This is a genomic window from Bacteroides sp. AF32-8BH (genome assembly GCF_003435205.1).
Classification (GTDB): domain Bacteria; phylum Bacteroidota; class Bacteroidia; order Bacteroidales; family Bacteroidaceae; genus Bacteroides; species Bacteroides ovatus.
The window spans coordinates 6,358-28,600 of record NZ_QVLZ01000059.1 but is presented as its reverse complement, the minus strand read 5'-3'; the positions used below and the strand labels follow the sequence as shown (position 1 = coordinate 28,600).

At 46.9% G+C, this 22,243-nt stretch carries 27 protein-coding genes; 11 read left to right on the top strand and 16 right to left on the bottom strand.

Features of this window, described 5'->3' with window-relative positions:
- Window positions 1-91: 91 nt before the first annotated feature.
- From DWZ47_RS30775 to DWZ47_RS27270, 3 genes are all read right to left on the bottom strand, one after another.
- A complete protein-coding gene (locus DWZ47_RS30775; protein ID WP_004301421.1) occupies window positions 92-262 on the bottom strand; it encodes a hypothetical protein in 171 nt (56 codons plus the stop codon).
- A gap of 882 nt (window positions 263-1,144) precedes the next feature.
- Window positions 1,145-2,602, bottom strand: a complete 1,458-nt coding sequence (locus tag DWZ47_RS27275) for an aminoacyl-histidine dipeptidase (protein ID WP_004312095.1) — start codon at window positions 2,600-2,602, stop codon at window positions 1,145-1,147.
- Between the two features lie 121 nt (window positions 2,603-2,723).
- Entirely contained in the window at window positions 2,724-3,710 is a 987-nt protein-coding gene (locus tag DWZ47_RS27270; RefSeq protein ID WP_008776527.1) for a lysylphosphatidylglycerol synthase transmembrane domain-containing protein, read from the bottom strand.
- Between the two features lie 116 nt (window positions 3,711-3,826).
- Here DWZ47_RS27270 and rsmA point away from each other — a divergent pair, with 116 nt between their 5' ends.
- From rsmA to DWZ47_RS27240, 6 genes are all read left to right on the top strand, one after another.
- Window positions 3,827-4,627, top strand: a complete 801-nt coding sequence (gene rsmA / locus DWZ47_RS27265) for a 16S rRNA (adenine(1518)-N(6)/adenine(1519)-N(6))-dimethyltransferase RsmA (RefSeq protein ID WP_117515332.1) — start codon at window positions 3,827-3,829, stop codon at window positions 4,625-4,627.
- Between the two features lie 61 nt (window positions 4,628-4,688).
- Window positions 4,689-6,029, top strand: coding sequence for a magnesium transporter (mgtE, locus tag DWZ47_RS27260; protein ID WP_004312092.1), 1,341 nt, complete (start codon window positions 4,689-4,691; stop codon window positions 6,027-6,029).
- Window positions 6,030-6,114: 85 nt separating this feature from the next.
- A complete protein-coding gene (locus DWZ47_RS27255; RefSeq protein WP_008776525.1) occupies window positions 6,115-7,968 on the top strand; it encodes a DUF349 domain-containing protein in 1,854 nt (617 codons plus the stop codon).
- Window positions 7,969-8,463: 495 nt separating this feature from the next.
- Window positions 8,464-8,712: a hypothetical protein gene (locus tag DWZ47_RS27250; RefSeq protein ID WP_008650660.1), complete on the top strand. Its 249-nt coding sequence runs from the start codon at window positions 8,464-8,466 to the stop codon at window positions 8,710-8,712.
- An 86-nt stretch (window positions 8,713-8,798) separates the two neighbouring features.
- The gene (locus DWZ47_RS27245; RefSeq protein WP_004312090.1) at window positions 8,799-9,347 is read left to right on the top strand and encodes a hypothetical protein; all 549 of its coding nucleotides are present in this window, start codon (window positions 8,799-8,801) and stop codon (window positions 9,345-9,347) included.
- Between the two features lie 15 nt (window positions 9,348-9,362).
- Entirely contained in the window at window positions 9,363-9,683 is a 321-nt protein-coding gene (locus DWZ47_RS27240; protein ID WP_008650659.1) for a helix-turn-helix domain-containing protein, read from the top strand.
- Between the two features lie 313 nt (window positions 9,684-9,996).
- Here DWZ47_RS27240 and DWZ47_RS30500 read toward each other — a convergent pair whose 3' ends face one another.
- Both DWZ47_RS30500 and DWZ47_RS27230 read right to left on the bottom strand, forming a co-directional pair.
- Window positions 9,997-10,134 (bottom strand): hypothetical protein, encoded by a 138-nt coding sequence (locus DWZ47_RS30500; protein ID WP_153882657.1) that lies wholly within the window; start codon window positions 10,132-10,134, stop codon window positions 9,997-9,999.
- Window positions 10,135-10,840: 706 nt separating this feature from the next.
- A complete protein-coding gene (locus DWZ47_RS27230; protein WP_229091099.1) occupies window positions 10,841-11,059 on the bottom strand; it encodes a hypothetical protein in 219 nt (72 codons plus the stop codon).
- Between the two features lie 121 nt (window positions 11,060-11,180).
- Between DWZ47_RS27230 and DWZ47_RS27225 the strand changes: the two genes are divergently transcribed.
- The 3 genes from DWZ47_RS27225 (at window position 11,181) to DWZ47_RS27210 (ending at window position 12,965) form a co-directional block, all read left to right on the top strand.
- On the top strand, window positions 11,181-11,432 hold the full coding sequence (locus tag DWZ47_RS27225) for a DUF4248 domain-containing protein (RefSeq protein ID WP_008650657.1): 252 nt from the start codon (window positions 11,181-11,183) through the stop codon (window positions 11,430-11,432).
- 175 nt (window positions 11,433-11,607) lie between these two features.
- Window positions 11,608-12,081, top strand: coding sequence for an N-acetylmuramoyl-L-alanine amidase (locus DWZ47_RS27215; RefSeq protein WP_008650656.1), 474 nt, complete (start codon window positions 11,608-11,610; stop codon window positions 12,079-12,081).
- Window positions 12,082-12,488: 407 nt separating this feature from the next.
- Window positions 12,489-12,965, top strand: coding sequence for an HU family DNA-binding protein (locus tag DWZ47_RS27210; RefSeq protein ID WP_004312083.1), 477 nt, complete (start codon window positions 12,489-12,491; stop codon window positions 12,963-12,965).
- Between the two features lie 620 nt (window positions 12,966-13,585).
- On the opposite strand, the gene DWZ47_RS27200 is transcribed toward DWZ47_RS27210, so the two are convergent.
- The 8 genes from DWZ47_RS27200 to DWZ47_RS27165 all read right to left on the bottom strand — a co-directional run bounded on the left by DWZ47_RS27200 (window position 13,586) and on the right by DWZ47_RS27165 (window position 17,949).
- Window positions 13,586-13,765, bottom strand: a complete 180-nt coding sequence (locus DWZ47_RS27200) for a hypothetical protein (protein WP_008650648.1) — start codon at window positions 13,763-13,765, stop codon at window positions 13,586-13,588.
- A 681-nt stretch (window positions 13,766-14,446) separates the two neighbouring features.
- A complete protein-coding gene (locus DWZ47_RS31170; protein WP_233525124.1) occupies window positions 14,447-14,992 on the bottom strand; it encodes a hypothetical protein in 546 nt (181 codons plus the stop codon).
- A 207-nt stretch (window positions 14,993-15,199) separates the two neighbouring features.
- Window positions 15,200-15,469, bottom strand: coding sequence for a hypothetical protein (locus tag DWZ47_RS27190; protein WP_004310978.1), 270 nt, complete (start codon window positions 15,467-15,469; stop codon window positions 15,200-15,202).
- Window positions 15,466-15,696: a hypothetical protein gene (locus DWZ47_RS27185; RefSeq protein WP_004310979.1), complete on the bottom strand. Its 231-nt coding sequence runs from the start codon at window positions 15,694-15,696 to the stop codon at window positions 15,466-15,468. Before DWZ47_RS27185 ends, DWZ47_RS27190 begins: the two co-directional genes overlap by 4 nt.
- Window positions 15,697-15,707: 11 nt before the next feature.
- Window positions 15,708-16,940, bottom strand: coding sequence for a DUF4373 domain-containing protein (locus tag DWZ47_RS27180; RefSeq protein ID WP_117515326.1), 1,233 nt, complete (start codon window positions 16,938-16,940; stop codon window positions 15,708-15,710).
- A 5-nt stretch (window positions 16,941-16,945) separates the two neighbouring features.
- Window positions 16,946-17,266, bottom strand: coding sequence for a helix-turn-helix domain-containing protein (locus DWZ47_RS27175; RefSeq protein WP_004310981.1), 321 nt, complete (start codon window positions 17,264-17,266; stop codon window positions 16,946-16,948).
- A gap of 27 nt (window positions 17,267-17,293) precedes the next feature.
- The gene (locus DWZ47_RS27170; RefSeq protein ID WP_008650634.1) at window positions 17,294-17,563 is read right to left on the bottom strand and encodes a hypothetical protein; all 270 of its coding nucleotides are present in this window, start codon (window positions 17,561-17,563) and stop codon (window positions 17,294-17,296) included.
- Window positions 17,560-17,949: a tyrosine-type recombinase/integrase gene (locus tag DWZ47_RS27165; protein WP_117515324.1), complete on the bottom strand. Its 390-nt coding sequence runs from the start codon at window positions 17,947-17,949 to the stop codon at window positions 17,560-17,562. Before DWZ47_RS27165 ends, DWZ47_RS27170 begins: the two co-directional genes overlap by 4 nt.
- Window positions 17,950-18,065: 116 nt before the next feature.
- Here DWZ47_RS27165 and DWZ47_RS27160 point away from each other — a divergent pair, with 116 nt between their 5' ends.
- Together DWZ47_RS27160 and DWZ47_RS27155 are read left to right on the top strand one after the other, a co-directional pair.
- A complete protein-coding gene (locus DWZ47_RS27160; RefSeq protein WP_008670537.1) occupies window positions 18,066-19,295 on the top strand; it encodes a site-specific integrase in 1,230 nt (409 codons plus the stop codon).
- Window positions 19,296-19,322: 27 nt separating this feature from the next.
- Window positions 19,323-20,534 (top strand): site-specific integrase, encoded by a 1,212-nt coding sequence (locus DWZ47_RS27155; RefSeq protein WP_077153719.1) that lies wholly within the window; start codon window positions 19,323-19,325, stop codon window positions 20,532-20,534.
- Between the two features lie 66 nt (window positions 20,535-20,600).
- On the opposite strand, the gene DWZ47_RS27150 is transcribed toward DWZ47_RS27155, so the two are convergent.
- From DWZ47_RS27150 to DWZ47_RS30770, 3 genes are all read right to left on the bottom strand, one after another.
- Window positions 20,601-20,894, bottom strand: a complete 294-nt coding sequence (locus DWZ47_RS27150) for a helix-turn-helix domain-containing protein (RefSeq protein WP_077153718.1) — start codon at window positions 20,892-20,894, stop codon at window positions 20,601-20,603.
- A 12-nt stretch (window positions 20,895-20,906) separates the two neighbouring features.
- Window positions 20,907-21,110 (bottom strand): helix-turn-helix domain-containing protein, encoded by a 204-nt coding sequence (locus DWZ47_RS27145; protein ID WP_077153717.1) that lies wholly within the window; start codon window positions 21,108-21,110, stop codon window positions 20,907-20,909.
- 387 nt (window positions 21,111-21,497) lie between these two features.
- Window positions 21,498-21,710 carry a hypothetical protein gene (locus tag DWZ47_RS30770; protein WP_005825814.1) on the bottom strand — a complete coding sequence of 71 codons (213 nt, stop codon included), beginning with the start codon at window positions 21,708-21,710 and terminating at the stop codon, window positions 21,498-21,500.
- Window positions 21,711-22,243: the final 533 nt, after the last annotated feature.

The window sequence follows — 22,243 nt, the reverse complement described above, 5'->3', positions numbered from 1 at the left end:
GTTTTATGCCTTGAGACCAACAGTTTCAAGTAATGAAACTACCAGTTTCACACCGGAAAACTAAGTGTTTAATACCTTGAAACTAAGTGTTTCAAGCGTATGAAACAAACTGTTCACAAGCTTGAAACTGATTTTCCCCTATGGAGAAGCCAATCGAAACCTTACGGAATACAATTAATTCATCCGTATCTATTATCTCGTTCAGCCTGTTATTCCAGATAATATTACGCCAGTTATCAGACACAAATACATCATCTTTCATGTATTAGTACCAGACAAATCAGCATACAACTTACTATAAATCAACTATTAAGCACTTATTACAGGTATAATTGTAGGGTGAGAGTAAAAATTACCCTCACCCTACAATCACAGTTACCCTCACCCTTTGTAACATCGATGAACAAAGGCTTTCAAGTGATTCGGTGAGGGTGTGATAGTAAAATCAGCCAAACTCGCATGTGATACATTCCAGCCCAAGTGGCAAAAGACAGTGTACCCAAACACAGAAATTAAAGGAGGAACTGACACTGAAACAGATCCCCCGCCACAGTTGTTAGCTAAAACAACTCTATATAAAATTTTAGATATAAAAAATGGGGATATCGTATTTAATAACGTATCCCCACTCTAAACTTAGTTAATGTACTTGTTCTCATTTCTCAATTCTGTACCCCCATGAAAGCATTTCATTACGACCTACTTCACTAAGGATTTTTCTAACTAAAGAACCCATTTTCTTTGCCATAATCTTTAAACCTTTTAAATTACTAATTCCTGAAAACTAAAAAATAAAACTTACTTGTTTGGTTTGGTATTAATTGTTGAATATCCCCAAACATGTACATCGGCTTCGCCGATCTTTCTAAACAATCTTTTTAAACTTTTCATTTTGTTATCCTCCTAATTACATGTTTTACAACACAAAAATACAGCCTTTGTTTATACATTGATCTAAAAAAGAGAGAAATTTATGTTTTATAGCATATTTCTTGATTTGCATCAATTAATTTATTTGTTATAAAGCAGAATTGTAATATACGCTGCAATAAATATGAAAAAAGGCACAGATGAAATATCATCCGTGCCTTCACTATGGTCACCTATTATATAATAGGAGAATATTTATATAAAGAGAAATACGTTATTTCATTGGAGTTTGCTCCAAAGTTGCCACCAGGAAGTCATAGAACTTCTGTACGGTAGGAATCAACGCTCTTTCGTCCGGTGAATGCGGTGAACGCAAAGTCGGACCAAAAGAAATCATGTCCAATCCCGGAATAATAGCACCGATAATACCACATTCCAAGCCAGCGTGAATCACTTTCACTGCAGGTTCTACACCAAACTGTTGTTTATAGGATGACTTCATCGCATGCAAAATCGGAGAATTTACATCAGGTTGCCAACCGGAATATCCGCCTGTCATCTCTACCTTCATCCCTGCCATAGAGAAACAAGACTCCAGGCTGGTAGTCAGATATTCTTTCATGCTATCGCTTGAACTGCGAGCCAGAATCTTAATGGCTGCCTTTCCTTCACCAATCGTTATAATAGCAAGGTTGGAAGAAGTTTCTACCGTATCTGGAACAGTAGGGATCATACGTGTCACACCGTTCTGACAAGCAAAGATTGCATCAATCAGATTGTCCTGAATCTCTTCAGGCACTTGCCCCGCAGGAAGTTCCACACGTTCAGCCGTAAAGCTGATCGGTGTTTCAATTGCCGAATATTCTTCATTGAACAGGTCTTCGCAGTATTTCACCAAGCCCAATAGTTCTTCTTCATTTTCAGCCGGAATGGTAATAACCGCATGTGCTTCACGTGGGATAGCATTACGCATATTACCACCTTCCCAGCTAGCCAAACGGGCTTCATAGCTGGCAACCGCCTCACGAACGAAACGAACCAGCAACTTATTAGCATTGGCACGTCCTTCATTGATTTCCAATCCCGAATGTCCGCCACGTAATCCTTTCAATGTAACTTTCACTGCGATATCTCCTTCTTCGGGAGCTACTTCCTTATATTCCAGGGTAGCAGTTACATCCATACCTCCAGCACAACCAATATACAACTCGCCTTCATCTTCCGAATCCAGATTCAAAAGAATCTCTCCGTTCAGTGTACCCGGTTTCAAGCCGAACGCACCGTACATGCCGGTTTCTTCGTCTTTCGTGATAAGAGCTTCCAAAGGACCGTGTTTCAGGTCTTTTGCTTCCAACACGGCCATAATAGCAGCTACACCCAGTCCGTTGTCTGCACCCAGAGTAGTGCCTTTTGCTTTTACCCAGTCACCGTCTATATAAGTTTCAATCGGATCTTTTTCAAAATCGTGTACAGTATCGTTGTTCTTCTGCGGAACCATATCCATGTGCGCCTGAAGAATCACACCTTTCCGGTTTTCCATACCCGGAGTGGCGGGTTTACGGATAATCACATTACCTGCTTCGTCTACAAAAGACTCCAGCCCCAGCTCTTTTCCGAAACCTAAAAGAAATGCTGTAATCTTTTCCATGTGTCCTGACGGACGGGGAATCTGTGTCAACGAATAAAAATGCTTCCACACGTTCTGTGGAGCTAAAGAAAGAATGGTACTCATAATAAATATTTTAAAACTATTTTAAATCTGATAATTAAACAGTGCCAAGTTATGGAAAAGTTTTCAGATGACAAAGGAGGTTGGCAAAAACATGTAAGAATATACACTTTTAGCCAAAAATTTACGCCCGATGTCTATTGGTGAACGGCAGAGCAGCCAAGCCGTACACACCCAATAAAACAACCAAAAAGGTTTGAATACCGTGTACAATCAGGGCAAATATTCCGGCATCCGTCACGTTTACTCCATAAAGCATCATCATAGAAATGATGGCAAAATGCCAGGGTCCCGCTCCGTTAGGAGTAGGCACAATCACGGCAAACGTGCCGCCGACAAACATGACCAATGCCGCAAGGATACCCAAATGTGCCGTAAAGGCAAAGCAATAGAATGTAAAATAGAAATGGAGAAAATAACAAGCCCAAATAGCCAGTGTATAAAAAATAAAGAGGGGAATGTTGCGCACGCCTTTTAAAGACATAATTCCTTCCCATATATTCAATACAAATCCCTTCACCCGTTCATAGAAGAACAACGTTTTTCTTAAATAATAAAGAAGTATCACCACACCAATAAAACAAAACAGAATGATATAAAACCATACTGAAGTCAGCAGGTGTACTAATGAAGGGATTTTCGTTCCGGTCTGCTGAAGAAAAGTGACGAATATCGGTAATTGGAGCAATACAGTGATGCCTGTGATGAGGAGAATAGTCAACGTATCGACCAACCGCTCCGTAACGACTGTTCCCAACGACTTGGCAAACGAGACATTATCATATTTCGCCAACACTCCGCAACGGCTCACCTCCCCGATCCGGGGAACCACCAGACTGGCAGCGTATGAAATGAAGATAGCATTCACGCAATCGCTCTTTTTCGGGAAAGCGTCCAACGGTTCCAATGTCTGTCTCCACCGCCAACCACGAAAGACTTGTGCAAACGCTCCGAACAATAACGAGAAGAGCATCCACCACCAATTTGTACCGTGTAACAACACATCGCCCGCTTTTGTAAAATCAAAGTCGCGATATACCCAGAATAAGATAAAGCCGCCTAAAACAACCGGTAATATCAGTTTCAGCGTCTTTTTTAATAGTTTCTTCATCCTTAATTCTTCATTAGCTTCGCTGACACATCATTTATTTTTTAATAAATAGTGGTACGTTCTTCATTTAAAAGAATTACCTTTGTCAGCTGCAAAAGTAATTATTTAGTTGGTAAATGAAATTAGTAAAGCCTAAAAAGTTTCTCGGACAACACTTTCTGAAAGATCTGAAAGTTGCGCAAGATATTGCCGATACGGTTGACACCTTCCCCGAACTGCCTATTTTAGAGGTGGGGCCAGGTATGGGAGTATTGACCCAGTTTCTAGTAAAGAAAGACCGATTGGTAAAGGTCGTAGAAGTTGACTATGAGTCGGTTGCTTATCTTCGCGAAGCCTATCCGTCACTGGAAGACCACATCATCGAGGATGACTTCTTGAAAATGAATCTTCACCGGTTGTTTGACGGGAAGCCTTTCGTACTGACTGGTAATTACCCCTATAATATTTCCAGCCAAATCTTTTTCAAGATGCTGGATAACAAAGATATCGTCCCCTGTTGCACGGGAATGATTCAAAAAGAGGTAGCCGAACGTATTGCAGCCGGACCGGGCAGCAAGACATACGGTATCCTTAGCGTATTGATACAGGCATGGTATAAAGTGGAATATTTGTTCACTGTCAGCGAACACGTGTTCAATCCGCCTCCCAAAGTGAAAAGTGCTGTTATCCGTATGACACGCAACGAGACTAAAGAGTTGGGATGCGACGAAAAACTGTTCAAGCAAGTAGTGAAAACGACCTTCAACCAGCGACGGAAAACATTGCGCAACTCCATCAAACCTATTTTAGGCAAAGATTGTCCGCTCACGGAGGACATCTTATTTAATAAACGCCCGGAACAACTATCGGTAGCCGAATTTATCGATCTGACCAATAAAGTGGAAGAAGCACTAAAGACAGTCGGCAACGCCCAATAATTGGCGGGCAACAGTGAGCAGAGAACTGGATTTTGTAATTCGTAATTTGTAATTGACAACGATGAACGAGGAATACATTGACAACGTTAAACACCTTATTGAGCAAAAAGACGCCGACAAGGTAAAAGGTCTTCTCATCGACCTCCACCCGGCCGACATTGCCGAATTGTGCAATGACCTGAATGCGGAAGAGGCTAAGTTCGTCTATCGCCTGCTCGATAACGAAATTGCCGCCGACGTGCTTGTCGAAATGGACGAAGATGCTCGTAAAGAGCTGCTCGAAATGCTTCCTTCGGAGACAATCGCCAAACGCTTCGTTGACTACATGGACACGGATGATGCCGTAGACCTGATGCGTGAACTCGATGAAGACAAGCAGGAAGAGGTTCTTTCGCACATCGAGGACATCGAACAGGCAGGAGACATCGTCGACTTGTTGAAATACGACGAAAATACCGCCGGTGGTTTGATGGGTACGGAAATGGTACTTGTCAACGAAAACTGGAGTATGCCCGAATGTCTGAAAGAGATGCGGCAACAGGCGGAAGAACTGGACGAAATCTATTATGTATATGTCATTGACGATGACGAACGTCTGCGAGGTATCTTCCCGCTCAAAAAGATGATTACTTCCCCTTCTGTATCCAAAGTGAAACACGTGATGCAGAAAGATCCGATTTCGGTACACGTAGATACTCCCATTGACGAGGTAGTACAGGCGATTGAGAAGTACGACTTGGTGGCTATCCCCGTTGTCGACAGCATCGGTCGGCTTGTGGGACAAATCACCGTCGACGACGTCATGGATGAAGTCCGTGAGCAGTCGGAACGTGACTATCAGTTGGCATCCGGTCTTTCGCAGGACGTAGAAACAGACGATAATGTATTGAGACAGACCACCGCCCGCCTCCCCTGGTTATTAATCGGTATGATCGGCGGAATCGGCAACTCTATGATATTGGGTAATTTCGACTCCACCTTTGCTGCCCATCCCGAAATGGCACTGTACATCCCGCTAATCGGTGGTACAGGAGGAAATGTCGGAACACAATCTTCGGCAATCATCGTACAGGGTTTGGCAAACAGCTCGCTGGACGCTAAAAACACGTTCAAGCAGATAACCAAGGAATCGGTAGTAGCTTTAATTAATGCCACTATTATCTCCTTATTAGTATACACCTACAACTTTATCAGGTTCGGCGCAACGGCTACGGTCACCTATTCCGTATCCATCAGCCTGTTTGCCGTGGTAATGTTCGCTTCTATTTTCGGAACACTGGTACCGATGACGCTGGAGAAGTTCAAAATCGATCCAGCCATTGCAACAGGTCCGTTTATAGCCATTACAAATGACATCATCGGAATGATGTTGTACATGGGAATAACCGTTTTATTGTCATAAAAACACGATAAACAAAAAAAAATAAGCAAAATAGTATGAAGTAATCGTTTTATTTCATTAATTTGTGACCCAAAACTAATATACAATGATGGACGCTCATGACACTAATCAACCCTTGAACCAAGGGGAATTAGAAGAAGAAAAGAAAACAGTCGAGGTTTCTGAAGCTATTACAGAGACTCCGGCTGAAGATGTTACTGCCGAAGTTCAACCTGAAGCAGCTCCTAAACCTGCCACTAAGGAAGATGTACTAAACCAGCTAAAAGAGCTTGCGCAAGATGCTGAAAATGCGAACAAGCAGGATATTGACAATCTGAAACAATCATTCTACAAGTTACATAATGCCGAGTTGGAAGCTGCTAAGGTACAGTTTACAGACAACGGTGGAAACATTGAAGATTTTGTTGCCGAAGAGGACCCGACGGAAGAAGAATTCAAACGCCTGATGGGGGTTATCAAGGAAAAACGCAGTAAACAGGTTGCCGAGTTGGAACGCCAGAAAGAAGAAAACCTGCAAGTGAAACTTTCCATTATTGAAGAACTGAAAGAATTGGTGGAATCCGGAGATGACGCCAACAAATCTTATACGGAGTTCAAGAAGCTGCAGCAGCAATGGAATGATACAAAACTGGTGCCGCAAGGTAAAGTGAATGAACTTTGGAAAAACTATCAATTATATGTAGAGAAGTTCTACGATTTATTGAAACTGAACAATGAGTTCCGCGAATATGACTTCAAAAAGAATCTGGAAATCAAAACGCATCTCTGCGAAGCTGCCGAAAAGTTGGCTGACGAGGAAGATGTTGTTTCCGCTTTCCACCAACTTCAGAAGTTGCATCAGGAGTTCCGCGATACAGGTCCGGTAGCCAAAGAACTGCGTGATGAAATCTGGAATCGGTTCAAAGCAGCTTCTACCGCTGTCAACCGCCGCCATCAGCAGCACTTCGAATCGTTGAAAGAAGCCGAACAGCATAATTTGGATCAAAAGACCGTCATCTGCGAAATCGTTGAAGCGATTGAGTATGATGAACTGAAAACATTCTCTGCCTGGGAAAACAAGACCCAGGAAGTGATTGCCTTGCAAAACAAATGGAAAACCATTGGTTTTGCTCCCCAGAAGATGAATGTGAAGATCTTCGAGCGTTTCCGCCATGCCTGCGATGATTTCTTCAAGAAGAAAGGAGAATTCTTCAAGAGCCTGAAAGAAGGAATGAACGAGAATCTGGAAAAGAAGAAAGCGCTCTGCGAAAAAGCGGAAGCCTTGAAAGACAGTACAGACTGGAAAGTAACTGCCGATGCACTGACCAAACTTCAAAAAGAATGGAAGACCATCGGACCGGTTGCCAAAAAACACTCGGATGCAATCTGGAAACGGTTTATCACAGCTTGCGACTACTTCTTTGAGCAAAAGAACAAGGCCACTTCTTCACAACGCTCTGTCGAAACAGAGAATATGGAAAAGAAGAAAGCATTGATCGAAAAGTTATCCGCTATCGATGAGAACATGGATACCGAAGAAGCAAGCAATCTGGTTCGGGATTTGATGAAGGAATGGAACTCTATCGGTCATGTGCCGTTCAAAGAAAAAGATAAGCTATACAAGCAATATCACGGATTGATCGATCAGTTATTCGACCGTTTCAACATCAATGCTTCCAACAAGAAGTTAAGCAACTTCCGTTCGAACATTAGCAATATCCAGGGGGGCGGCACTCAATCTTTATATAGAGAACGCGAGAAACTGGTACGTACTTATGAGAATATGAAGAATGAACTTCAGACTTATGAGAACAATCTGGGCTTCCTAACTTCTACTTCCAAGAAAGGCAGCAGCCTGTTGACCGAACTGAACCGCAAGGTAGACAAGTTGAAAGCAGACTTGGAACTGGTATTACAAAAAATTAAAGTAATCGACGAATCAATTAAAGCAGAAGAATAATCCTCTGCCCGATTTAGAGAAATAAAAGAAACAGGTTTTATGCTCGCTTGAGCAATAAAACCTGTTTCTCTTTTCTGCTAAACAAGCTTATACAGCTTGTTTAAAGATTTATTTCTTAAACATCAACTTCACAGCTTCTTTTCACAGCAAATTTGCGTTTCTCTTGACTATGAATGTCCGGAAACAATAAAACCCTGCAAAAACTAATTCTTAGCAGGGTTCTATCTAAATTGACGTTGATTTTGTTGGGCTACCTGCCCTCAAACTTTAATTCCTTTATAGTCTCATTCATAATGAATTAACAGCTTCCTATTTTCGTAGTGTCACCGAATTAGACACCGACTTTGGCAAAAACCCTCTTTTAATATCCCATTGAGGATTCAAGTTTTGTAATACAAAGGTATCGTTTTTAATCGGATAAACCTAATTAAAGTGACAAATAACGATAAATATCGCATTTAATTTATTAACTTCACAGCGTAAAAAATATAAATTATGCAAAATAACAGGTATCAGAATTCTTATATTAAAGGCTTAAAAAGAAATGTTATCAATAATACCATAGCAGGAATCGTTATAGCAGGAATAATATTCATTATACAACTGATAGGAGGCTGCGAACAACCGGAAATAACTCATCGAAAAACTCTCATTGACAGCCTGCAAATAAACACGAATGATGAAATTAATGACTGGGACACAGACACCACCATCTACCATACAACCACTAAACCAACTAAATAAAACATTTTTCTTGCTAAATAATCAACCTATAAGTTTATTATCTCGTTATTTTTGCGTATCTTTGTCTTACTATAAAACAAGGAGATATGACATTTGACGACATTACTGGAGATAGAAAATTATGGGCTGTACACTTTGAAGGCGAGGATGATAACGAACTTTATAAGGTGTTCAACAACTGGGCGGACGTGGTTTGGCTACGTGCTTTCTTCAAGGAGAACATTGACGACTTGAACGCCTACTTTAAAATAACAGACATAAAAGAAGCTATCAGCGATACGATTGAAGATAGTGAACGCCTTCGATACATCATAATGGACATCTCCCCGGAAACCGATTTAAGCAAAATATTCCGCCCGCTGGACAACAACCAGGCTTCGGATGTGATGCTGCAAAAAGAAAAGGCCCGGTTAAAACGTAAATACGGTCACTCGTCATGGCTCCGGCTATACGCTATCAAATTGATTCAAGGCAACTACATCATCACCGGAGGCGCCATCAAGCTGACGGCTACGATGCAGGAAAGAGAGCACACCAGGCAGGAACTTGTGAAAATAGACAAAGTCCGACGCTACCTGCTGGAAGAAGGAATTATTGATGACGAAGGGTTTATAGAGTATATTAGTGAATTATAATTTGGGAGGAATAGTATGGAAAATAGTATGAAATCTATCGCACAAAGGCTTGAAGAACATTCTTCTCCAACGCCTTCGAAATGGCGTGAGCTGTTTGACTTCCTTGAAACAAACAAGTCTTGGCTCCGACATTCGCAAAATATTGCCATGCTGATGCTGGACAGGATGGAAGAATTAGGAATGAGCCAAAAGCAATTGGCTGAAAAAATGAATTGCAGCCCGCAATACATTTCAAAGGTGTTGAGAGGACGGGAGAACCTTTCACTCGAAACTTTGACCAAGATTGAAAACGCACTGGAAATCTCGATTATCAAAGAGGAACCGATGGCTGTATAGCTCACCCCGGCTGCAGTAGGAAAGATTTGCTATCAGATTTTTCCGGATCAACTACTGCAGCTCGGGAATAGTGCTAGCAAATGTTTCGTCCTGGAAGAAGCCGGCTGCCGGATTCTGCTAGCAGTTGGCAGGGGATAACAGGTTGATGAAGCCGGGATCCTGCCAGGTATGTGCTAGCAAACTGGAAAAAAGTCATGCTTGAAACTTTTCGTCTGATTGCTCACCGTGCCGCCGTGTGGTTCGTGGCAATGCGTGCAGCGGGAATACCGCCACCCACAAAGCCCCGCTCCCCACAGCAGCACTCCGTCAGTGTTTAATCGGAACATTCCTTCACCGGCAGCGTATCTCGGACGTTCAGTGTTTCTGTGCACCGTGCCGCTTTCCTTGCTTTCCCGTAGCCGTCGGACTGGCGCAAAGAAAGCCGCCCTACGGCAGTGTTTCTATGGGACATTCTTGGGGAAAGTTTCTTTAAAGTTACTCCGGTGTATAATAGTCGAGGCTTGCCAAGTGGGTGATTACAGAAGTTACTACCGTCTTATATCCGGCTCCGGTTGCCGCTCCCTCACTTGCCGAATACAGCAAAGGAAGCAGCACCCTATGCGATGGGCACCCTTTCGGATGATATCCTTAGCGGAATGTAATCCCTTGCGGCACGGGTGACAGCTGCGATGCCCGGTGCGGTTTCGCTCCGCCCGGCACTAACGCCGGGACTAAGGCGAGAATCCGCTACCTCTTTTCGTCTGACTATAGGAACGGGCTGTTAGTCAGGAGTGCAGCCCTGCGGTGCGGGGTTCCCGTGTTTTATGATTGAGCGGGTTTGTCCGTTTGAACTAGAGGCGGCGCAAGCTTCCGCCGCCGTGCAGACGTGATGCTGCTTGCGCCGTGTTCTTCCGGTTTTTCTGATGGAGTGCAGCTTTTGCGCAGGAAATCCGGAAGAGCAATTATGTTTAATTAGTCACAAAACCGTTCCGGATTTTGTGCTTTAATTCAACATAACAGCATCTTCCAAATATTCCTGCTGTTTGCGGGCTTTTCCGTTGTTTCAGGAACGGGCATAAAGTTACTCCGTTTAATGTCCACCCTTGCGGACTGCGCCCTGCGGAATGTAAACGCCACCACTGTGGCGGCAAGCCGCCACCCCGACCACCACCCCTTAGTTACTCCTGCCTTTCCCGGTTTCCGGCAGGGTTTCCGACTTCTTGCGGGTTTCCTGTTCCTGCGGGCTGCGCCTGGCGGCGTGCCCGGCTGACTGTTTGCACCCTGCGGACAGTCTTTGCAGAATATCGGAGATTCCCAGCGGTCGGCTTCGCCGTCCGCTTCACGAAGCGGGGCAGACGCCCCGCCGAAAAGTTACGGACAAAAGAAATTCGTGACAATTGCCCGAATATCACAAATTTCCTCTGCCAACAAACATATATAACTATATCTACCAAGTATACAGGTGACAACCAGCCACTAAAAAGCCTATCTTTACATCTGTAAACCAACACTATAATTATGTATACCAACATGCACCAACAAAACAACTGCCAAAGTTTGACCAACCGTAGCTACGGTTTCAAAGAACTGGCCGTTCTCTATTTCCCGAATATTGCACCTGCGTCCGCTTCTATCCGCCTCAAACAGTGGATAAAGGACGACACCGAACTACTCGAAGCATTGCAAGAAACAAACTACCAGTTAAGTAACCGCATCCTCACCCCCAAACAAAAGGAACTGATAACCATCTCTTTCGGCTCACCCTTTTAAACCCTAGCGCAGCAGCTCCTACGGCTACAGCCCGAACCCTCTTCGCTAGGGGAACGCCCTGCGGCAAGGGGGAAGAGCACTTCCCCCGACAAGCGTCTCCCCCAAAGGGGGACGGAAGGGGGGTAGAACAAGAATACACAACTAAAAATCATCCACATAATCACCCACAAAAACAATGATTAAACAAAGAAACATCACCCTGATTGTGGTGCACTGCACCGCATCCCGTTGCACAAGCAACCTCACCCCGGAAGCCCTCGACTCCATGCACAAACGCCAAGGCTTTGCCGAATGTGGCTATCACTATTACATCACCAAAGACGGAACAATACATCACATGCGCGACATCACCCATGTCGGCGCCCACGCCAAAGGCTACAACACTCCGTCGATAGGAGTTGCCTACGAAGGAGGCCTGGACGCTTCCGGACATGCCGCCGATACCCGCACCGACGCACAAAAACAAAGCCTTGAAACCCTTCTCCGCTTCCTGCTGCTCACCTACCACGGAGCAAAGATTTGCGGTCACCGCGACCTCTCGCCCGACCTCAACCACAACGGTACCATAGAACCCTGCGAGTACATCAAACAATGCCCCTGCTTCTGTGTCTCCGTCGAATACGGGTATTTAGCAGTGAACGGTGAGTGATGAACACGTAGATATACGCACGAAAGCGCAGCCACTAATCGGTAACCATTAACCGTTCATCGCTCTCTTCTACCTTTGCGGGAAACAATTAAAAAGGAGGTCATTATGAAACCATTTTGGAGAACGACGTTGAAGGTATTAAAAGTTATCGGTAAAATTTTTGTTTGGCTCACCGGGGCAGACAGTCCCGTGAAAGACGATGAAAGGAGAAACGATTAAGGAGTAAACTTTACGATCGGAGTGAAAACCCCTGTTTGGAGGGCTGCGGAATACAAACCGCAGCCCTTTTTTCATGTACATAATCGTATGATGAAACACGTATCATCACAGATAAGAACATACGTCCGCACGTCCACGCACGTATATGTAGATTTGCAACATTATTAATCATTAAAACACTAATTAACATGGCAATTACAATCAAACCCGCTTTGCGCAAGAATCCGCAGGACAAAGCCGCTGCAGCAAAATACTATGCGCAGGTAGTGCTCGCTCCGGAAATGAAACAAAAACAAATCGTTGACCAGATCGCAGACCGTTGTACACTGACCGGCTCTGACATCAAGGCAGTTCTTGACGCATTGATGGTCGTTATCAAGCGCAACCTCGCAAACGGTTCACCCGTCCGCCTAGGAGATCTCGGTTCATTCCGTCCTTCCGTTTCCGGTAAAGGTACCGAGGATGCCAGCAAGTGTGGAGCAAGCAGTGTGAAAAAAGCACGTGTTATCTATGTTCCTTCTGCTGAAATCAAGGAAGCCGTTTCAATGTATTCTTTCTCCAAGGCAGGAGCAAGCGCAGCGAACGAAGATGGCGAAGGCGGAGATGAGAAACCAAATCCGAAACCTGACGAAGGCGGCGGAGAAGCTCCCGACCCGGCAGCTTAAACAATGACCGGTAACGAAGAAAACGCCTGCTAGCGCATTATCCTCGTTTCGTACATCGCAAACCAATCAAGGAAAAAGCCCGATGAATGAGAAATCATTTCACCGGGCTTTTCATTTGCGGGTATTTGGTGGGCGGAATATGCTTCTGAAAGCCTCATAGAAAACTTCAGGAGTTTTTCAAAAAACGTCTGACGAAATAAAAAAAACGTCTGATGAATTTTTGAAAACATCTCGAAGGGTTTCAAGTACGTTTTTACTTCCGTTCCGGCTGTTTTCGGGCGTTTTTACGTTTTATTCCCGTATGATTCTATCCATAAATAAACAGAATGACACAGACAGAAACGCAATTATCTATAAAGTGACGGGAAAGTATAAATGATAAGTTTGCTGTTTTGCAGCGTATTTTTCCTCTTTTCTTCTACAAAGATAGGTCACGGCCGTCCGTCAGTCAAGAACCGCTACGCTATTTCAGATAAAAATATCCTGCGCTCCTACGTCGTGCGGTATTTTTATCTGAAATTTCTTGTCTGCCGTTCATCCATGCCCTTGGAGAGGTAGATGAAAAAAGGAAAAAAATGTGTTCCTGTGCAGTGTGGGGCGGATAAAAGCGTGTATTAGTCTTAGGCCCAATATCCGCCGAAGTGATTGTGCCTGGTTACTTTGTCTAACTTCAATTGCTTGCGGCGAAACTTGTTGATTGCCCGTTTGAGCGATTTACGTCCCGATGTGCTGCAGTTCTTTTTTTTCATTCGGCATTGGTAGCAACGGCAGATACCAATACCTGTATGTGATTCTTTCATTTCTATTCTGTTTAATATAAGTTTTGAGAACTTACGTTTTTTACTATTTTATTTTGTGACATTTGCCCGATTGTCACGGATTTGTTATTTGCACTCTTCGGCGAGGCGCTTCGCCCCGCTTCATGGAGCGGACGGCGAAGCCGACCGCCGGGAATTTCCAATGTTCCGAAAGGCGTAAACAGTCAGCCGGGCACGCCGCCAGGCGCAACCCGCAGGAAGCACCCGCAACAGGTCAGAAAACCGCACGGCTCGGGAGTGGCAGAAGTAACTAAGGGGCGGTGGTCGGGGTGGTGGCGTTTCCACTCCGCATGGCTTTTTTCGCCTGGGGGCGGAAAAATAAAACAATCCATATTAAACATAACCACGCATTATGCACCCGACTTGCCTGAATGGCAAGGCATGCGGGCATAATGACCCGTTATGTTTAATATCGCTACCCCTTTGTTTTTCTGCCGGTCTCTTTTTGGGTGTCCCCCAAAAAGGAAGGCGGAAGGAAAACAATTGCTGTCACGGCGCACGCAGCATCACGTCTGCACGCGCCCGAAGGACGGCGAAGGGTGCTTACTTCCACAATACAAACCCGCTCAACCGTAAACCCGGGAACCCCGCACCGCAGGGCTGCACTCCTGACTGACACTTCCGTTCCTATAGTCAGCCGAAAAGAGGTAGCGGATTCTCGCCTTAGTCCCGGCAGCAAGTGCCGGGCGGAGCGAAACCGCACTGGGCATCACAGCTGTCACCCGTTCCGCAGGGGCTACCGTTCCGCAAGGGTTTCCACCGCATAGGCTGTCGCCTGTGGTCCGGCTGTGCCGGGGTGTGGGCGGGAGCCGGAGCTGAATGCATCAGGCGGTAGTAACTTCTGTAATCACCCACTTGGCAAGCCTCGACTGTTATACACCGGAGCAACTTTTGGGGAGACTTCCCCCAAGAATGTTCCATAGAAACACTGTCAGAGGGCGGCTTTCTTTGCGCCAGTCCGACGGCTACGGGAAAGCAAGGAAAGCGGCACGGTGCACAGAAACACTGAACGTCCGAGATACGCTGCCGGTGAAGGAATGTTCCGATTAAACACTGACGGAGTGCTGCTGCGGGGGACGGGGCTGTGTGGGCGGCGGTATTCCCGCTGCACGCATTGCCACGAACCACACGGCGGCACGGTGAGCAGTCAGACGATAAGCCACTCGCGAAAGTAATCCGCTTGGTTCGGCACTTGCCTATTACCTTCACTTGCTATCACATACCTGTCGGGATCCCGGCTCCATCAACCTGATATCCCCGTTAATTGCTAGCAAATTAGTTGCTCCGGAACGAACCGGGAACAAGAATCCGCTAGCACTTTTACGCAGCTCGAGTACACGATCCGGAAACATCTGCTAGCAAATATTTCATTGGCCAAGATCTTCCGGAGCGTATTTTGCTAGCAATCGTTTCCCCCTACTCTTTCTCCCTGCCCGCTTTCTCCAACCTGTCGAGTGCCGACAGAAAACCCCGCACTGCTTCGCCCTGCTCCCGATACTTTCGTTTCAGTTCTCCGTGTTCCTTCGCTTCCTGCTTGTAGTGGGTACAGAAACGGGGGTATTCCTTGACGACGTATTTAATCGCTTCGCTCCCGCTCTTCTTCCCAATGATGTCTTTGAGTATCTCCAGTTGGGCGGCTTCTTCGGCTGTCAGTCGCAAGGTGATCGTGCTTACTTTTTCGCTCATGATCGTTCACCCCCTCTCTTGCCGTCAGAGTTGGCTGGTTGAAGGGCTTGCGCCTGTTGCTGCTGGTTCATCACTTCCGCCCGTCGGTATGCTTCCGCATACGTCTGGCAGTGTATTCCGTATCTCTCGATAGTGACGCCCGCGGCTGTCACTTCGTGCGCCACGCACCACCCTGTACGCATTTTGCGGGGGTAGTAGAGCGGCGTCTTGTTTTTATCTTCACTCATAACTGTGTGGCTTACGCCGTTTTTTGCAATTCGTTTTTCTTCGCTTTTTTCAACCGTGACCTGATGAAACAGCTCACCGAAAGAATCCGCCCTTTCGATCGTCGTATTTCCCGTATAACCTCTTGCAGGACATCTTCTTTGCCTTTCGCCTCTCCGCATAATTCGTCCATGTCGTAGCTCGGCACGCCGATACCCGACAGCATCTGCCTGACGTTATGAACGCCCTCTTTCACCTCATCCGTATGCTCTTCCATCATCCGCAGGCGCCCCGTCTTCACCAGTCCCCACAGGGCGGGCAACACCTCTCCGGTGAACGAATAACGTCCGCCGCTCGCCTTCAACTCTTCAATCAGTTGCCATATCGGGCTGTCGTCCATGGCAATATTTTCTATCATCAGAACCTTACGGACATCTCCTTTCGAACACCCCAGATTGTAGCAGGTTTCCCCCAGCCGCTGCAACTTCAAACTGTATTCTTCGCCATGTTCCGGACGTTTCCCGCAGGATTCTGCGGAAACATTTCCCCTATTCCCGTCCGGAGAGAGTGAAACTTTGTCCTCATCATCCCTTGCCGGCGGAATAGTCCGGGGGATAGAGGGGGAATTTTCTTTACTTTCTTTTTCTTTGTGCCGTTTTTCCGCAGAATTCCGCGGAGTTTCCGGAATTTCCGCAGAACTCTGCGGAATAATGACGCCGGAAGATATTCCGGCAGTGATTACGGTTTCTTTTCCGATATCGGTTGCGGTCTGTTTTCCGGTATCCAGTTTGGGAGAACCATAAACTGTTTTTCCGGTTTTCGTCTCAATTTCCTGACCGGAGAAAAGAGGTAGCGGCGCACCTGTCACACCGGAAGCCACGTCTTGTATCTCGACAAGCCGTATATCTTCCGGTATTACAATCTTCTTCTTGGCTCTCCGGCAGATTTCGAGATATCTCTGCTGAATATCTACGGAAGTAAGTACATGATTCGTATGCCAGGTAATGGTGTCGAACAATTCCACTTCCGTGCAATATTCAATGATTTTTTCTACCCGTTGCTCTTCAATGCCCCAGTATTCGGAAACATCAAAAAGCTGGTCGTCCGTGAAACGGATATAACAGCCTTCAACCCGGTATATCTCGTTTTGGATATACTGGTACACTGCATACCCTTCGCAGCCGTACCGCTTCTTCAGGCGTTTTACCTTGATGTCCTGAAAGCGGTCGGTTTCCGCCTGATAATATGATAATCCTGTTTTTGCCATTTTCGCTAGATTCTTCTACTGTAATTGGATGCGAGGTAATTCATGATTTCTTCTTTGCTGTAGAGAAATATCCCACCCAGTTTGTAGAATGGGATTGCGTGCTCCGCACGCATGTTCCTTAACGTTGAGTTGCTGATGTTGAGCAATTTGCATACATCCGTGGAGCGGATGAACACGGCATCTTCCGGAACAGTTTCGAGTGTGACGGGTTCCACGGGTTTGTACTTCGGTTTTCCGGTGGCTTTCTCCTTTTGGGGTTCCACGACTGCTTTTTCAGATTCCTTTTCAGGTTTCACGATTCTCATGCTGTTGGTTTCTGTTTTCATGATTTTGTTTTTTATGTGAGTTAATTATCAGGGGTTAACCGGCTGTTTATCCATGCAGGTGAAAGCTACCCGGTCGAGGTCTTTCAGTTGGCTGCTGTCGAGGGCGTAGATGGTTTTTATAATCCACCCTTTCAGGACGATTTCCCGGTGTCCTTCCCTGTTGGCGTAGTGATGCAGCGCGCGGGTGACTGCATCCTTCATTTCCTGTCCGGAAATGAGGCTCTTCTCGTATGCTATCATGCTATCGACAGCTTTCTGCTCCAGTTCTTCCTGGCTGATGGTTGCGGTTGTTTTCATCCGTTTACGGCTTTATTATCTGGTGATTTTTGAGATTCCTTTCTGGTGTACAATTCTTTGAGAGCCGCCATGTCGTCCATGACTTTCGTGTCCAGAATCTTAGCGTAGATTTGCGTCGTCTTGATGCTGGTATGTCCCAACATTTTTGACACAGTTTCAATCGGTATGCCGTGAGACAGGGTGATAGTGGTGGCAAAAGTGTGTCGGGCCATGTAAGTAATATTTAGAAATGCAATAAAAAACAGAATGACGATAATTAAACGTAAAACGTTTATAATTAAGCATTTTGCAAGATTTGCAGAACAGACAGACCTGCAAAAGAAAACAAAATATTGCGACGTTTCAGTTACCAGACTGTTAGCCGCCTGTTTCGAAAACAACGGCAGGTAACCGAATTTTTACCGATAGGAACAAAGCAGATTTGTATTCACTGTTTATCAATGTTTTGCATGCCAAAGGACGCTTTTCAAAGGAGTATTTTTACAACCTAAAAAAGAGCGTTATGAAAGTGGAAAAATTCAAGGTGCTGCTCTACCTGAAAAAGAGCGAGCCGGACAAGACCGGCAAGGCCCCGATCATGGGACGGATCACCCTCAACCGCACGATGGCGCAGTTCAGCTGCAAGCTCTCCTGTACCCCCGGGCTATGGAACGCGCGTGAGAGCCGATTGAATGGCAAGAGCCGGGAAGCGGTGGAGACCAATGAAAAAATAGAGAGGCTGCTGCTTGCCGTACACTCGGCCTTCAATTCCCTCATGGAAAGGAAAAAGGATTTCGATGCCGCCGCGGTCAGGGACATGTTCCAGGGTAACGCGGGCATGCAGATGACCCTGCTCAAACTTCTCGACCGGCACAATGAGGAGATGAAGGCCCGTGTCGGCGTGGACCGTGCACCGACGACAATGTCGACCTACGTGTACACCCGGCGCACCCTTGCCGAATTCATCAAAACGGAATTCAAGGTCTCGGACCTCGCCTTCGGGCAGCTCAACGAGCAGTTCATCCGTGACTATCAGGACTTCTGCCTGGAAAAGAAGAAACTGGCAATGGAGACGGTGCGCCATTACCTGTCCATCCTGAAAAAGATCTGCCGCATCGCCTACAAGGAGGGGCACTCGGAGAAATACCATTTCTGCCACTTCAAGCTGCCCAAGCAGAAGGAGACAACACCGAAAGCACTCAGCCGGGAGAATTTCGAGAAGCTACGCGATCTGGAGATACCGGAAAAACGCAGGTCACATGTCATCACCCGGGACCTCTTCCTCTTCGCCTGTTACACCGGCACCGCCTATGCCGATGCGGTAAGCATCACCCGGGAGAACCTCTTCCAGGATGACGAGGGCAGCCTCTGGCTGAAATACCGGCGGAAGAAGACCGACTACCTCGGACGCGTCAAGTTGCTGCCGGAAGCACTCGCGTTGATCGGGAAGTATCGTGACGATACCCGCATCACCCTCTTCCCGCCGCAGGACTACCATACGCTCAGGGCCAACATGAAATCCCTGCGCCTGATGGCGGGGCTGAGCCAGGACCTTGTCTACCACATGGGAAGGCATTCTTTCGCCTCATTGGTCACGCTCGAGGAGGGAGTGCCGATCGAGACCATCAGCAAAATGCTGGGACACTCCAACATAAAGACCACCCAGATATATGCCCGTGTAACTCCGAAGCGACTGTTCGAGGACATGGACAGGTTCGTCGAGGCAACCCGCGATTTGAAACTTATTCTTTAATCCTTAAACAATTAAACAATCATTATCATGCGCAGTACATTCAAGCTTTTATTCTACATCAACCGTAACAAGGTAAAATCGGACGGCACGACCGCCGTCCTCTGCCGGATCAGCATCGACGGAAAGAAATCGGCAGTCACGACAGGCATCTATTGCAAACCCGGAGACTGGGACAGCAAGAAGTGTGAAATCAAAACAGCCAGGGAGAACAACCGCCTTGCCGCCTTCCGAAGCCGGCTGGAAGAGGCGTATGGGAACCTGCTGAGGAACCAGGGAGTGGTCACGGCCGAGCAGCTCAAGACCACCGTATCCGGTGCCAATTCCGTGCCGGAATACCTCCTGCAGGCCGGAGAGGTGGAACGCGAACGGCTCAGGGTCCGCTCCAAGGAGATCAATTCCACCTCCACCTACCGCCAGTCGAAGACCACGCAGCTTAACCTCAGGCAGTTCATCGAATCCCGCGGGATGAAGGACATCGCCTTTTCGGACATCACCGAAGAGTTCGCCGAATCGTTCAAGGTCTTTCTCAAGAAGGAGCTGGGACACAGGAACGGACACGTGAACCACTGCCTGTGCTGGCTCAACCGGCTCATCTACATCGCCGTGGACCGGGAAGTATTGCGTGCCAACCCGATAGAGGACGTGGCATACGAGAGGAAAGAAGCACCTAAACTAAGGCATATCAGCCGCAGTGAACTGAAGCGGATGATGGAAACCCCGCTGCCCGACCCGATGATGGAGCTGGCGCGCAGGACGTTCATCTTCTCCTCGCTGACCGGTCTGGCCTACGCGGATACGAGGGCTCTCCATCCCCGTCACATCGGAACGACCTCGGAAGGAAGAAGGTATATCCGCATCCGCCGCGCCAAAACGGACGTGGAGGCGTTCATCCCGCTGCATCCCATAGCCGGACAGATACTGGATCTTTACAACACCACGGATGACGACAGGCCGGTATTCCCGCTGCCGGTCCGCGACGTCCTCTGGTACGAGGTACATGGAATGGGCGTGGCATTAGGCATGAAAGAGAACCTGTCCTACCACATGGCCCGGCATTCGTTCGGAACCCTGACACTGACCGCGGGCATTCCGATAGAGAGCATCGCCAGGATAATGGGCCATACGAATATCGACAGCACGCAGGTCTACGCTCAGGTCACCGACCGGAAGATATCCTCGGACATGGACCGGCTGATGGAAAGAAGAAAACCTGCGGCCGGCAAGGAAGCCGCAGGCTAAATAAAAAAATTGCCGCCGGAATTGTATTTACGATTCCGGCGGCAATCCTTAAACTTGAATACGATATTATACCAATGCTGCGTGATAGTTCTCCTCCAACAGCTTCTCGATGTCCGACTGCCTGTACAGGATCTTCCCGCCAAGCTGGATATAGGGAATCCGCCCTTGGTCCCTGTAATCCTGCAGGCACCTGCGGCTGATCCTCAACGTTCCGGAAAACTCCCTGTCAGTCAGGAACCGTTCCCCGTTGAAGGGAGGACGGTTGTCACGGGCAAGACGCTCCACTTTTTTCTCCATGTTGTCCAGCAGGGCAAAGAACCTGCGGACACGTTCGTTCTCCTTGTCGATAATGCCTTCCATCTCTTCCGCTCTTTAAAGGTTTCCGTTCTTCCTTCCTTCTCTCATTGCCTTCTCCTTGCGTCTGATGCCGACGTAGGCCATCAGCTTCTCCACATCCTCTGGCTTATAATAGAACTTGCTCTGGAGGCGGGTGAACGCCAGCCGTCCGGTATCGCGGAGTGTCTGCAGGGTACGTGGCGAGATGTCAAGGCGCAGGCAGACATCCTGGCCGTCCAGTCACTCTCCGAGTTCCTTACAGCGGTTTCTCTCATACAATCTGTCCACATGTGCGGACAGGTTCTCGGCGCGTGCCAGCATCCTCTCAAGGACACCGGCCTCGATGTAGCATATTTCCATATTTTTCAACTTGTTTAAATGTCAGTGCGAATATAAGGGAAGAAACCATGAGAGGCAAGCGCGACCGGCACACTGGCAGGAATAGTCATGGATAGTCGGTTTTTGTCATATGGGAAGGAAAAATACTCCGTAGCCGGTCGGTTTTCACGACCCCCTTTGGAAAACCTGAAGGACGGGTGCGTCACGACGATGAAAAAAGAAAAATCCCCACCGGAAGTGAAGCGACCCCAAACCGGCAGGGAGTGTAATAATAAAGGAACGGACTGTTCAGCCCTTGATGTAACCGTACTTTTTCAGGTCGTCCATGAAATGCTCCGGCGTGTCGGTCCTCACCGTCACCCCGTGCAGTTCCCTGTACCGCCCGGAGAAATTCACCATGTACTCCCCGTCGGTGCACCCGCTGTCAAACCAGCTGCCCTCACGCAGGACGCGTACAAACTCGGAAGGGCCGGAGGCGGCAATCCTGCCGCCATCCGCCAAAATACCTGATCTCGTTTTTTTTATTATCGGTATTTCAAATGTCTTAAAAGCCTCTTTGACAGGTTACCATCCGGGATGATCGCCTGAATTCGCATGTACCGGATTTTCTATTTACCAGATTCCATAATGGTTCCTGCCATCCGTTTTTTCTCTGCGGCTGTCGCTTTTTTCCTCGTGGCATCATGGTCTGTTACCGGATAGGAAAAGCCATCTCCATCACAACCATGAATTATAGTGTAGCCATATTTGTATATAGCCGTATGATACGCTATCCGGATAATGCTATCACAGAATTGCGATATAGCCGGATATCAAAATAGGGATAGCCGGGAGCGAAGGGAGCACGCATCCTTCCGGATATAGATATCTCAAAATCTCCATTTGCAGAAGTGTATAAATATCAATCCATTAATGGAGACGATGAAGAAAAACAATAAGGCGTATACGGCTACCTGTTATTCTCCATTTACAGATGTGTAGAAGTTTCAATCCATTAATGGAGACGATGAAAAAACAATAAGGCGTATACGGCT

Excerpts from the sequence above, each read along its gene's own strand:
- rsmA (WP_117515332.1), top strand. The coding sequence starts at position 3,827 with ATGAAATTAGTAAAGCCTAAAAAGTTTCTCGGACAACACTTTCTGAAA.
- DWZ47_RS27255 (WP_008776525.1), top strand. The coding sequence starts at position 6,115 with ATGATGGACGCTCATGACACTAATCAACCCTTGAACCAAGGGGAATTA.
- DWZ47_RS27250 (WP_008650660.1), top strand. The coding sequence starts at position 8,464 with ATGCAAAATAACAGGTATCAGAATTCTTATATTAAAGGCTTAAAAAGA.
- DWZ47_RS27225 (WP_008650657.1), top strand. The coding sequence starts at position 11,181 with ATGTATACCAACATGCACCAACAAAACAACTGCCAAAGTTTGACCAAC.
- DWZ47_RS27210 (WP_004312083.1), top strand. The coding sequence starts at position 12,489 with ATGGCAATTACAATCAAACCCGCTTTGCGCAAGAATCCGCAGGACAAA.
- DWZ47_RS27200 (WP_008650648.1), bottom strand. The coding sequence starts at position 13,765 with ATGAAAGAATCACATACAGGTATTGGTATCTGCCGTTGCTACCAATGC.
- DWZ47_RS27175 (WP_004310981.1), bottom strand. The coding sequence starts at position 17,266 with ATGAAAACAGAAACCAACAGCATGAGAATCGTGAAACCTGAAAAGGAA.
- DWZ47_RS27155 (WP_077153719.1), top strand. The coding sequence starts at position 19,323 with ATGCGCAGTACATTCAAGCTTTTATTCTACATCAACCGTAACAAGGTA.
- DWZ47_RS27170 (WP_008650634.1), bottom strand. The coding sequence starts at position 17,563 with ATGAAAACAACCGCAACCATCAGCCAGGAAGAACTGGAGCAGAAAGCT.
- DWZ47_RS27270 (WP_008776527.1), bottom strand. The coding sequence starts at position 3,710 with ATGAAGAAACTATTAAAAAAGACGCTGAAACTGATATTACCGGTTGTT.
- DWZ47_RS27190 (WP_004310978.1), bottom strand. The coding sequence starts at position 15,469 with ATGAGCGAAAAAGTAAGCACGATCACCTTGCGACTGACAGCCGAAGAA.
- DWZ47_RS27215 (WP_008650656.1), top strand. The coding sequence starts at position 11,608 with ATGATTAAACAAAGAAACATCACCCTGATTGTGGTGCACTGCACCGCA.
- DWZ47_RS30500 (WP_153882657.1), bottom strand. The coding sequence starts at position 10,134 with ATGTCCCATAGAAACACTGCCGTAGGGCGGCTTTCTTTGCGCCAGTCC.
- DWZ47_RS27160 (WP_008670537.1), top strand. The coding sequence starts at position 18,066 with ATGAAAGTGGAAAAATTCAAGGTGCTGCTCTACCTGAAAAAGAGCGAG.
- DWZ47_RS30775 (WP_004301421.1), bottom strand. The coding sequence starts at position 262 with ATGAAAGATGATGTATTTGTGTCTGATAACTGGCGTAATATTATCTGG.
- DWZ47_RS27150 (WP_077153718.1), bottom strand. The coding sequence starts at position 20,894 with ATGGAAGGCATTATCGACAAGGAGAACGAACGTGTCCGCAGGTTCTTT.
- DWZ47_RS27240 (WP_008650659.1), top strand. The coding sequence starts at position 9,363 with ATGGAAAATAGTATGAAATCTATCGCACAAAGGCTTGAAGAACATTCT.
- DWZ47_RS27245 (WP_004312090.1), top strand. The coding sequence starts at position 8,799 with ATGACATTTGACGACATTACTGGAGATAGAAAATTATGGGCTGTACAC.
- DWZ47_RS27275 (WP_004312095.1), bottom strand. The coding sequence starts at position 2,602 with ATGAGTACCATTCTTTCTTTAGCTCCACAGAACGTGTGGAAGCATTTT.
- mgtE (WP_004312092.1), top strand. The coding sequence starts at position 4,689 with ATGAACGAGGAATACATTGACAACGTTAAACACCTTATTGAGCAAAAA.
- DWZ47_RS27185 (WP_004310979.1), bottom strand. The coding sequence starts at position 15,696 with ATGAGTGAAGATAAAAACAAGACGCCGCTCTACTACCCCCGCAAAATG.
- DWZ47_RS27180 (WP_117515326.1), bottom strand. The coding sequence starts at position 16,940 with ATGGCAAAAACAGGATTATCATATTATCAGGCGGAAACCGACCGCTTT.